The sequence below is a fragment of the uncultured Cyclobacterium sp. genome (assembly GCF_963976465.1).
GTDB lineage: Bacteria > Bacteroidota > Bacteroidia > Cytophagales > Cyclobacteriaceae > Cyclobacterium.
Genome location: NZ_CAXBOC010000156.1, coordinates 1 through 10,316, shown reverse-complemented (window position 1 = coordinate 10,316; position 10,316 = coordinate 1). Strand labels below are relative to the sequence as shown.

The 10,316-nt window shown below is 41.5% G+C and carries 8 protein-coding genes; all 8 read right to left on the bottom strand.

The genetic code is table 11. The annotated features are described in order from the left end of the window. Positions 1–66: 66 nt before the first annotated feature. Positions 67–1,503 carry a sulfatase gene (locus AAC037_RS10540; protein WP_339902961.1) on the bottom strand — a complete coding sequence of 479 codons (1,437 nt, stop codon included), beginning with the start codon at positions 1,501–1,503 and terminating at the stop codon, positions 67–69. Between the two features lie 37 nt (positions 1,504–1,540). Continuing rightward, the gene (locus tag AAC037_RS10535) at positions 1,541–2,905 is read right to left on the bottom strand and encodes a sulfatase-like hydrolase/transferase (RefSeq protein WP_339902960.1); all 1,365 of its coding nucleotides are present in this window, start codon (positions 2,903–2,905) and stop codon (positions 1,541–1,543) included. 23 nt (positions 2,906–2,928) lie between these two features. Next, entirely contained in the window at positions 2,929–3,429 is a 501-nt protein-coding gene (locus tag AAC037_RS10530) for a hypothetical protein (protein WP_339902959.1), read from the bottom strand. Beyond that, positions 3,430–4,251, bottom strand: a complete 822-nt coding sequence (locus tag AAC037_RS10525; RefSeq protein WP_339902958.1) for a sulfatase-like hydrolase/transferase — start codon at positions 4,249–4,251, stop codon at positions 3,430–3,432. Positions 4,252–4,284: 33 nt separating this feature from the next. Continuing rightward, positions 4,285–5,613, bottom strand: coding sequence for a sulfatase-like hydrolase/transferase (locus tag AAC037_RS10520; RefSeq protein ID WP_339902957.1), 1,329 nt, complete (start codon positions 5,611–5,613; stop codon positions 4,285–4,287). A gap of 90 nt (positions 5,614–5,703) precedes the next feature. Continuing rightward, positions 5,704–7,266 carry a RagB/SusD family nutrient uptake outer membrane protein gene (locus tag AAC037_RS10515; protein WP_339902956.1) on the bottom strand — a complete coding sequence of 521 codons (1,563 nt, stop codon included), beginning with the start codon at positions 7,264–7,266 and terminating at the stop codon, positions 5,704–5,706. 4 nt (positions 7,267–7,270) lie between these two features. Further along, a complete protein-coding gene (locus AAC037_RS10510) occupies positions 7,271–8,806 on the bottom strand; it encodes a SusC/RagA family TonB-linked outer membrane protein (protein ID WP_339902955.1) in 1,536 nt (511 codons plus the stop codon). Then, on the bottom strand, positions 8,746–10,316 hold a 1,571-nt coding region (locus AAC037_RS10505), incomplete at its 5' end, for a SusC/RagA family TonB-linked outer membrane protein (protein ID WP_339902954.1). The genes AAC037_RS10510 and AAC037_RS10505, both read right to left, overlap by 61 nt.

Below are 10,316 nucleotides of genomic sequence, written 5' to 3'. Positions count from 1 at the left end.
AAGGCGAATATAGAAAAGAAGGCTTTCATGCTTAGTCTATCTTGGGTGTTCTATGGTTTATTTGGGTTACTTTTCAAGTTGGTTTTCCACCGGCACAATACTCGCTTGGTGAGCCGCCAATACCTCTTTTATCTCTGCAATAATTTCAGGATAGTCTGCCGCAATATTGAACCGTTCACCGGGATCTACATTTACGTTATACAATAAAGGCGTTTCTAAAACAGTGGCCTTATTCTCTACGATTACTTTAGGCTGAGTTACCGGATGTGCAGTGGGATTACCGTATTCTAACTGTGTAATAAAGTGTGCCTTGTAATCTCCTTTTCTGATGGCATATACTCTTTGCCCGCGATAGTAGAATACTGTTTCTCTTTCACTTTTCCCTGAACCCTTTAATAAACCTGATATATCATAACCATCATATACCCTATCATCGGGCAAAGCAGTACCTGATATGGCACAAAATGTAGGTAACAGATCCATCGTGGTTCCCATATCCATCACTACACCAGGTTTGATTTGAGCAGGCCACCAAAACACGGTTGGTTCTCTCATTCCTCCTTCAAAGGTACCACCTTTGGCTCCCCTTAACAGGCCGGCGGTTCCACCATGGGTTTTGAACACATGCCAAGGCCCATTGTCAGAAGTGAAGACCACCAAGGTGTTTTCTGCAATCCCTTCTTCCTTTAAGGTGGAAAGAATTTGACCCACAGACCAGTCAATCTCCTCAATTACATCTCCGTATATTCCTCCCAAAGACTGATCTTTAAATGCTGCAGACCTGAACAAGGGTATGTGTGGCAGGTTATGGGCCAGATAAATGAAAAACGGTTCGTCTTTAAAGGCTTTAATTTTAGAAACTGCCTCTTCTGTATACCTCTTGGTAAGGGTGCGTTGATCGGTTGGCCTTTCGGCAATTTCAGTGTCCCTCATCAAAGGAACATTATAGGCATCAAACTTTTCATTATCCGTCAAGGTAAAATGATCCGTTTTGTCAATTTTATCCATATCATTGGAGTACGGAATGCCAAAATAGCTATCAAAACCATGATCTGTAGGAAGGTAAGGTGACTTATGCCCCAAGTGCCATTTTCCAATTGCCGCAGTCTGGTAACCATTTCCCTTTAATGCTTTAGCTATTGTTATTTCTGATTGTGGTAGCCCACCATCAGAATCCGGAAAAAGCACCCTTCTTTTGTCACTGCTCATCCCTGATCGGATAGGCAACCTTCCGGTTAGAAGTCCTGCTCTACTAGGTGTACAAACCGGAGCAGCAACATAAAAATTGGTCCATTTCTGGCCCTCAAAGGCCATTTTATCCAAATTCGGGGTTTTAATAGACGGATGACCAAACACACCCAAGTCTCCATAACCCAAGTCATCTGCAAAAATCACAATTATATTGGGCTTTTCTGCTTCTTGCCTTGCCTCTGCAGGGGTAATAAAAAAACCTATACAACTGATTAACAGACTTAAGGCTATTCCGGGGATACTTGATTTCATTTTTCTTGATATTATAATTAATAAAAAACTTTTTGAGCTATTCAGGTTTTTGCCAAGGAACTTTGCCCCCTTCCTGAATATGAGACATTAAATAAGCATTTAATTTTTGAAAAACCTCTTTATTTTCCATTATAATATTATGCTCCTCGTAGGGGTCTTCTTTGAGATTATACAGCTCCATAGGTTGGAAAGGGCTGTTTTGTAGTAGTTTCCAATCTCCTAATCGTAGGGCATGGTAGGCTTTTCCACCATACCTTGTCCCCCCTTCCCTTCTTACAAAATACAAAGGCCTGGCTTCTTCCTGCATGGTTTCTCCCAATAGTGTGGGTAAAAAACTTCTTCCATTGATATCATGATCCAAAGGAACACCTGCTATTTCGGTAAGTGTAGGGAAAATATCCATGGATAAGTTCACTTGTTCTGAATTAGTTCCTGCCTTGATTTTAGCCGGCCAGGAGATGGCAGTAGGCACACGTAAACCTCCTTCATACATGCTTTGCTTTCCATCTCTCAATAAACCGTTATTTGCTAGATCAGGAAGGTGCCCCCCATTATCACTGGTGAAAATAATTAGGGTGTTTTCATATTGCCCGGTTTCTTTTAGTGCTTTGATTACCTGACCAATACCATCATCCAGATGTTCAATAAATGCAATTAGGTTGGTTCTTTTTTCAGGTAAACCCGGCTCTCTTTTTTTCACTTTATCAACCCATTCCTTTGGAGGTTGCACTGGAAAGTGAGGCGCATTGTAGGCCAAATACAGAAAAAAAGGATCTTCTTTCTTTTCTCTCTCTTGGATATAATTCACTGACCATTCAGTAAAAAGATCGGTGGCATGCCCTTTAGGATCAATAACTTCTTCATTCAACCGCATATAATTTTTTCCATGTCTTCTATGCGTCAAATAATCATCCATCATGTCTTCCAACCAACCATGAAAATAGTCAAATCCATGGTCATTGGGAAGGTTGGGATGCGTCAATCCCAGGTTCCACTTCCCTATATGTGCCGTATGGTAACCACCTTTTTTAAGCATGGCCGGAAGCAATACAGTTTGCGGATTTAAATACCCCCAATTGTTTTTAGGATGGGACCTCACCAAGCCGGGTACGCCTACATGATCCGGATATCGACCCGACATCAAAGAAGCCCTGGTGGGGGCACAAACGGGTGAATTGGTATAGAAATAATCGAACTGCATCCCATCATTTCTAATGGCATCAATATGGGGTGTTTGAATATCTTCTGTGCCATAATATGAGACATCATGATACCCCTGATCATCAGTGAAAATAATTAAAATATTGGGTTTCTTGCTGTTCTTTAAGGTTTGAGCATGCACAATTCCTAAACCTAACATAAGACAGGTTAGCCCTAAGTGCTTCCATCCGGTAATTTTCATTTTTTATATTTTATTATTTGAATTTAATTATTGTCCCAAGAGAAACTTCTCCAGTCAATCGCTTCTTCCACAATTTCATCGTGCAACCGGATCATTTCTTTTTTCATGCTCTCGAATACTTCAGGATTGTCTGAGGACACATCTTTATTTTGTTTGGGATCATTTCTAAGGTTATACAGCCTAAAATTAACTAGCTTGGTCTCTTTGATCATCCCAATATACGCTTCTTGAAACATATTCCCTCTGGGAATGTCTATTTCAGGGTCGGCGATCAAATTCCAGGGGCCTTGCCTGATTACGGCAACAGGTCTGGATGGAGGATAAAACCAATACAAAGGCTTGCTTCGTTCAAATTTATCCGCTTGAAATAGAGGAAGCAAGCTGGAACCGTCAATTACAATTTCAGAATCAATTTCTCCTCCGACAATTTCTTTAATCGTGGGAAAAACATCTACCACTCCGGCAGGCTTGTTTTCTATGGTCCCTTCCGCAATTACTCCCGGCCAGCTAAATATCCCCGGCACTCAACTTCCATTATCTGACATAAAAACGATCAAGGTTTCTTCAGTTAACCCTTGATTGTCCAGCTCCTCCAAAATTCGTCCAATTGCCGCATCCATATTTTCTATGCTGCCATAGTAAGCAGGGAGATTAGTATCCTTGTGTTCGGATAGAAACTTTTCCGGTGCGGCCACTTTTTGATGAGGTTCGTGAAACCATAGATTTATAAAGAAGGGTTGGTCTTTTGGTCGGTTTTCAAGCCAGCCTATCGCTTCATCAGCGAGGATATGAGACGAAAAACCCTCTACCTCGCCCAAAGCCTGCCCATTACGGACAAAATTTACCGGATTTTGGTGAGAAGGAAGGGCATTGTTACCGGTTGCTATCCAATGGTCAAAGCCTTGATCTCCGGGATTTGGCCCGGGCCCCGAAGCTTCTTCCAGATCATACCCTAAATGCCACTTACCGATATGGGCAGTAGCATAGCCGGCCTTCTTCAATAATTCAGCCGTCGTAAATTCCGATTCAGCCAAATGCATTTTATGGGAAGTGTGGATCCAGCTGTAGATACCTGCCCTTACGGAAGATCGCCCGGTCATTAAAGCAGCCCTGGAGGGAGAGCAGACAGCAGATCCTGCATAGAAATCAGTAAATCTAATTCCCTTGGCAGCAAGTTTGTCTAAGTTAGGTGTTTTGACCTGAGTACTACCATAACAACTCAAGTCCCTATACCCCAAGTCATCTGCCAAAAGCAGCACAATATTGGGTGACTTTTCATTTTGTGCCAAGCTCCCTTGATAAGTAGTAAATGCGATTACAAGTAAGACTATTAAATTACGTAACATTGTAAATATTTTTCGATTTATGCAAATGGTATTTTAGATGGTCTTCATCTTTTCTACCGGCCCCATTTCTTTTTCCCAATCTCCCAGTTTGTCCAGAAGTTCCTTTAAAATACCCGGTTTTTCCTTGGCAAGATTATGTTTTTCCAATGGATCCTTTTTCAAATTCACCAATAAGGTATCCTTATCTGAAAGAAGAAGCTTCCATTCCTGATGCCTGGCCACTTTCTGATTTCTATACCTCCAAAACAAGCTCCTTTCCGGAAGGGCTTCTCCCGTGAAAAGGTGTTTGGAAAGATCAACCCCATCAAATTTAGTTTTTTCGGGTAAATTAGCTCCGCTCATTTCCAGTAAGGTTGGTAAAATATCCATGCTCATAATTGTTTCGGCCGATTCTCCAGGTTTAATCCTGCCCTTCCAATAGGCAATACCCGGTACTCTATGTCCTCCTTCCAGGAGGTTGCCTTTATTTCCACTTAACGCTCCATTGTTTCCAAATACTTCCGCCCCATTGTCTGAAATAAACAAAACCAGGGTGTTTTCTTCTAGTCCTGTTTCCCGCAAAGCATCCATGATTTCTCCCACTCCTTCATCCATTACCTCCACCATCTCATTGTATACTGCCAAAGTATCCTTTACCGGGCCATGATAGCTAAACTCCTTACCGGGGAACCTGTAAGCCGGATCATTTCTCCCCTGAAATGGAACATGTGGGGCTTCCTGAGAAACGTACAGAAAAAAGGGAGCTTCTTTATTATCTTTTATAAAATCCACTGCATGCTGCGTGATTAAATCGGTCACATACCCCTCTTCATAAATACTATCCAGGTTATGCCACCAATCATAGATTCCAGCATTGTCATAATGGCTGTGGTAATCGATATTCCCACTTATATACCCAAAAAAGGTATCAAAACCATGATGAACAGGGTTGTATTGCTTTTGGTATCCCAAGTGCCACTTTCCCATTATTCCGGTTTGATACCCTGCCGATTTCAGCAATTTGGCAACAGTCGTCTGAGCTGTATCAAGCCCCACCTTTCTTGTTTCTCCCCTAACATATATTACGCCTTCCATACCTGAGCGCTGCTGATAATTTCCGGTCATAAGGGCAGCTCGGGTAGGTGAACACACGGGGGCATTGGAATGAAAATCAGTGAAACGGATTCCGTTTTTAGCCAAATAATCAATATTAGGCGTCTTTAGCTTAATGTCTCCATAAACCCCAAGACCTCCATATCCTAAATCATCAGCTAAAATAACAATGAAATTTGGAGGAGGATCCAGCTTCGATTCCTGACGATTGCAGGCACTCAGGTAAAGGGTTAAAACAAGGAGCGGGCAAAGTATTTTTGACACATTCATTTCACACTTATTTTATTCAGTTTCCCCAGGTTAATATTATCCGAGCCCTTCCCTGGTGTTACCAAGGAAGGGCCCGATAATACATGCTTATTACCAGCCCGGGTTTTGGGTCAAGTTTTCATTCAATGATATTTCACTATCAGGGATTGGAAGCAACTGATAAAAATCAAGGTATCCATCCGGAAACTTCGTTTCAATCACATTTCCATTGTGGTCTTTTACCTCGACAGGGTAAATTTCCGAACCAATACCCCACCTTTTGATGTCGGACCAATACAACCCTTCTAAGGCAAACTCTATTCTCCTTTCATGCCTAAGCTTTGCTCGTGCTTCTTCCTGAGAAAGCCCCATAGGCAATGGGCTGATCTTCACATCTTCCCTTTCCGTCCGGATTCTATTAATCAAATTGATGGCTTCATCAATATCCCCATTGGTCTCAATTATCGCTTCGGCTTTAGATAAAATCACATCCGCATACCTTAAGACAATATTATTTAAGCCGGACTGGCCGGAAGGAGGCAAATCTGCTTCAGGCTCTATGCGGTATTTTCTTGCACTAAGGTGCTTTAATCGGTTTCCAGGATGATTGAAAGCTCCTCCCGGGTATTCATAATTAGGAAACCTATAGCCCAATATATAGGCACCCGGTACCACGACAGTAAACTCGAGTCTTGGATCTCGCCCCTCATATGGATTATTGGGATCAACCTCGGATCCATCAATCATCTCATAAGCATTGACCAAATCATCGGTTGGTACATAGCGACTTCCACGAGTCCAGCTGCCGGTACCTGTTCCACAATACTGGTCATGCAAAGATCCTTGGGAGTTTTCTCCGGAAATGTATTGAATATCAAAGATCACTTCCATGTTATTTTCATTTTCTAACCTGAACAATCCTTCATAGCTTGGGAAAAGCCCATATTTATTCAAAGCATCGATTTCATTGATAACTTGCAATACTTCCTCATATTTACCTTGATAAAGTAAAGCCCTCATTTTCATCCCCAATGCAGCGCCTTTGGTTGCCCTACCTAGTTCAGGAGCTTCGGCCTGAAGATTATCAATTGCCATATTGTAATCAGCCATTACCTGATCCCAGGTTTCTTCTCTACTAGCTCTGGAAATATTCCTTGCTTCTTCTGTAGAGATGGCTGTCAAAATAATCGGTACACCTCCAAAGCCTTCTGCAAGAATAGAATATGCCAGTCCACGTAGAAATCTAGCTTCTGCACGGTAGATGGATTTATCCTCTTCGGGTATGTCCACTTGATCCAAGGCCTGTAAAAGGTAATTGGCCCTAAAGATTATAGCATAGGACCTCGTCCATCTAAAATTGACAATGCTTCCATCACTAGAATTCAATTGACCGGTTCCTGCCCTTGCGATCGGTGTATTTCCCCAATTAAAAGCATTGGGTGTTGCACCGTCTAAAACACCAAAACCAAATAATCCTTCATTGTAAATGGATCTTTCCCGCATCAAGGCATAAACACCGTTAAGTAACAGTTTGATGTCCTCTTCATTTTGAGGAAAATTGGCTGAAGTAATTTTATCTTCGGGATAAAACTCTAGAAAATCGTCATCACAACTTGATAATGGTAATAATAAAACGATCGTCAATAAGTATATAATGTATTTATTGGTCTTCATGTCCTTAGAAATTTAAATTGATACCAGCTGAAAGAATCCTAGGGGTTGGATACACTCGATAACCCGCATTGAAAGTATTTCTTTCCGGATCATAACCTTCGTACCCATCACTGGCTATAGAAAAAATATTTTGCCCATTGACATAAAGGTAAATTTTCTGTAAGCCCAATTTTTCTACCATTGGTGTAGGAAATGAGTAGCCCAATTGAACATTTTTCAATTTAATAAAATTCACCTCATTCACCCAATAAGATGATTGGTGGCTATCCCATGGATTATTGAATTTCAAGCTTGGGTTTTCAGCATCCGGATTTTCGGGAGACCAGGCATCTCTCCATCGGGTGGAGATCATCCTATTTTCCCAGTCCAGGTCTGTAAAGTTATTTTGGGTGTACATGTTAACTCCCAAAATCCCTTGAAACAAAAGGTTTAGGTCAAATCCTTTGTATTTAAAGCTTGGCGATATGCCAAAAGTATACTTTGGTAAGGTATTTCCCAATGCCATCTTATCTTCATAGTTCAACCTGCCATCATTGTTAAGGTCCTCATATTTTAAATTCCCGGCTTTAGGAGTAAATGGGTTGGCATGCATATGTTCCAAGGCCTCATCGTCTGACTGATAAATGCCGATAGCCTTGTATCCATAAAGAGTTCTAAAGGAGTAACCTTCTCTAAGTAGGTACAATTGGTCAGGAGAGTCTCCCCCTCTAAATTTGGTCACTTCATTCTGGATATAAGTCAGGTTAAATCCCATATTGAAACCCAATTGATCCCTACCAAATTTTAGGTTATTGTAATTCAGGATAAACTCAATGCCATTGTTTTCCATTTGACCCACATTCTCAAAAGGGGATGAAATTCCTCCCATCACCGATGGTATAGGAAGCTGCACAAGAATGTCTTTGGTCGTTTTCCTAAAATAATCCGCTTCCAAGGTAATCCTATCATCCAAAACGCCTACCTCTAAACCAATATCCAAAGATGAAGATGTTTCCCAAGTAATGTTCTCATCCACTAAAGCAGTTACAGCAGCACCTGGAGAAAAACTTCCATTGTAACTATAACTTAGATTGTTATTTTGACCAATCACAGTCAGGTAAGGCCAATAACCTGAAATATTCTGATTCCCTAATTGCCCCCAAGAAGCCCTCAATTTAAGGTTAGAAATCGCAGAAACATTCTTAATAAAATCTTCTTCAGACAATCTCCAACCGGCAGAAAATCCAGGGAACACTCCCCATCGATTGGCTTTACTAAATCTGGAGGATGCATCTGCCCTTACGTTGGCTTCAAATAAATACTTGCTCATCAAGGTATAATTCGCCCTTCCGAAATACGAAAATATGCGGAAGCCATTCATGTTTCCTTCACCTTGAATACCGGAAGTACCTGCATCCACCTGAGTTAATCCTTCTTTCGGTGGTTCAGAACGTCTTGAAAACATGTTCTTTACTTTAAAAGTCTCCACTTGTATGCCTCCTATGGCGGAAACACTATGGATTTCATTGTAATCCTTCTTAAAGTTAAAGGTGGAGAACAAATTGTTTTGCAGACTAGAAACCTGAGACCTCCATTGGAAGAAACTGTGGTTTTAAAGGAAAGATAATCCGTAAGTTTTACATCTGCGCTTAAGTTTAGCGTCAGGATGTTCTGCTCTGTATTGGTTAAGCCATTGGCGGCATCAATCAAGGCATTCCTATTGTCGAACAGCAAATTCCCATCTTCACTGATGGCCTGAACGGAACCAAACCTTCCATCTCGGGTATATGGGGCGATGTAGGGAGCAGAACCACCCAACATTTCAAATACCCTCCCTAAGGATCCATAGGTCACGTCGGCATAAGGTTCATTTGAATCTTTGTGAATATAATTGAAGCGACCACTGACTGTCAGCCAATCCTTTACATTGGAAGTAATATTTGCCCTCAACCCATAGCGCTCCGTATTAGTATTGGGCACCATACCATCCTGATTGAGGTAATTGAATGAGAGAAAGGAGGAGGATTGCTCTGAACCTCCACGGATAGATATATTGTGTTCCTGAATACTGACTGAATTAAAGATTACCTTAAACCAATCTGTATTGGGATATTTGTAAGGGTCTGTTCCATTTCTAAATTCAGCAATCAGTTCATCTGAAAAAAGTGGCGTAGACCCCTCATTCATTAAAGCAGTATTGGTTAGTTCCATGTGCTCAGCACTGTTATTGATCACATCATACCTTCTGCCCAAAGATTGCACGCCAAAATAGGAGTTTACATTTATCTGCATTGCCTCATTCTTTTTACCCATTCTGGTGGTCACCAAGACCACTCCATTGGCAGCTTTGGAACCATAAATGGCAGCACTTGCAGCATCTTTCAATACAGAAATATTTTCAATATCATTGGGGTTCAATTGATTGAAAGAACCTTCAACACCATCGATAATGATCAGTGGATTGGAATTGTTGAGGGTTCCCCATCCTCTTACCCTAATTTGCGCACCATCGCTGCCAGGTTTTCCTGAGTTTTGACTTACCCAAACACCGGATGCAGTTCCCCCTAAGGCTTGGGAGGCATTGGTCAAGGGGCGATTGGTTAATTCATCGTCAAAATCAACCGTGGAAATGGCTCCTGTAAGATTTACTTTCTCTTGAACGCCATATCCCACTACAACCACTTCATCCAAAGAAGTCGCATCTTCCACCAAGGTAATGCTAAGGTTTGTTTGATTACCGGGATTGATTCTTTGCGTTTCGTAACCAATAAAAGAAATCAATAGTACTGCACCATCAGGAACATCCAGGCTAAACTTCCCATCGATATCTGTTACGGTACCCGTAGTGGATCCTTCTATGACCACGGTTGCACCGGGAACAGGCTCACCCTGATTGTCAGTAACAGTTCCGGAAACATTTTTGAGATCTTCAATTGCTGTGTGCAAGTAGGGAAAGGTGGCTTTGTCAGGGCTTCTTTCTGCGATGCTTACTCCCTCTTCAGCTTGAAGATTTGGGGAGATTAAACATTGCAATAAGCCTCCTAAATACAGGGTTTTTGACACCTTCCCAG

Excerpts from the sequence above, each read along its gene's own strand:
- AAC037_RS10525 (WP_339902958.1), bottom strand. The coding sequence starts at position 4,251 with ATGTTACGTAATTTAATAGTCTTACTTGTAATCGCATTTACTACTTAT.
- AAC037_RS10520 (WP_339902957.1), bottom strand. The coding sequence starts at position 5,613 with ATGAATGTGTCAAAAATACTTTGCCCGCTCCTTGTTTTAACCCTTTAC.
- AAC037_RS10535 (WP_339902960.1), bottom strand. The coding sequence starts at position 2,905 with ATGAAAATTACCGGATGGAAGCACTTAGGGCTAACCTGTCTTATGTTA.
- AAC037_RS10540 (WP_339902961.1), bottom strand. The coding sequence starts at position 1,503 with ATGAAATCAAGTATCCCCGGAATAGCCTTAAGTCTGTTAATCAGTTGT.
- AAC037_RS10515 (WP_339902956.1), bottom strand. The coding sequence starts at position 7,266 with ATGAAGACCAATAAATACATTATATACTTATTGACGATCGTTTTATTA.